Annotated in this window: 1 pseudogene; it reads left to right on the top strand. The window is 62.7% G+C overall.

Going from position 1 to position 573, the window contains the following annotated elements:
* A pseudogene (locus GTW58_RS13705) lies at positions 1-573 on the top strand (DNA-directed RNA polymerase subunit beta); the annotation flags it as partial.

Genomic DNA, 573 nt, shown 5'->3' with positions numbered 1-573 from the left:
ATGAACAACACCACGGGTGAGATCAAGCAGCAGACCGTGTTCATGGGCGACTTCCCGCTCATGACCGACAAGGGCACGTTCGTGATCAACGGCACCGAGCGTGTCGTCGTGTCCCAGCTGGTGCGTTCCCCTGGTGCCTACTTCGAGAAGGGCCAGGACCGGACCTCGGACAAGGACATCTTCTCCGCGAAGATCATCCCGTCCCGCGGCGCCTGGTTCGAACTCGAGATCGACAAGCGTGACCAGGTCGGCGTGCGTCTGGACCGCAAGCGCAAGCAGTCCGTGACCGTGCTGCACAAGGCGCTGGGCTGGACCGAGTCCAAGATCCTGGAGGAGTTCGGCGAATTCGACTCCATCCGCGCCACCCTGGAGAAGGACACCACGGAGACCCGCGAGGACGCTCTGCTGGACATCTACCGCAAGCTGCGCCCGGGAGAACCGCCCACGGTGGACGCTGCCCAGCAGCTGCTGGACAACATGTACTTCAACCCGAAGCGCTACGACCTCGCCAAGGTCGGTCGCTACAAGATCAACCGCAAGCTCGGCATCGACAAGGGCTTCGACGATCCGGAT

It is taken from the genome of Kocuria subflava (genome assembly GCF_012163155.1).
Taxonomy (GTDB): Bacteria; Actinomycetota; Actinomycetes; order Actinomycetales; family Micrococcaceae; genus Kocuria; species Kocuria subflava.
This window is presented reverse-complemented; position numbering and strand designations above follow the sequence as displayed.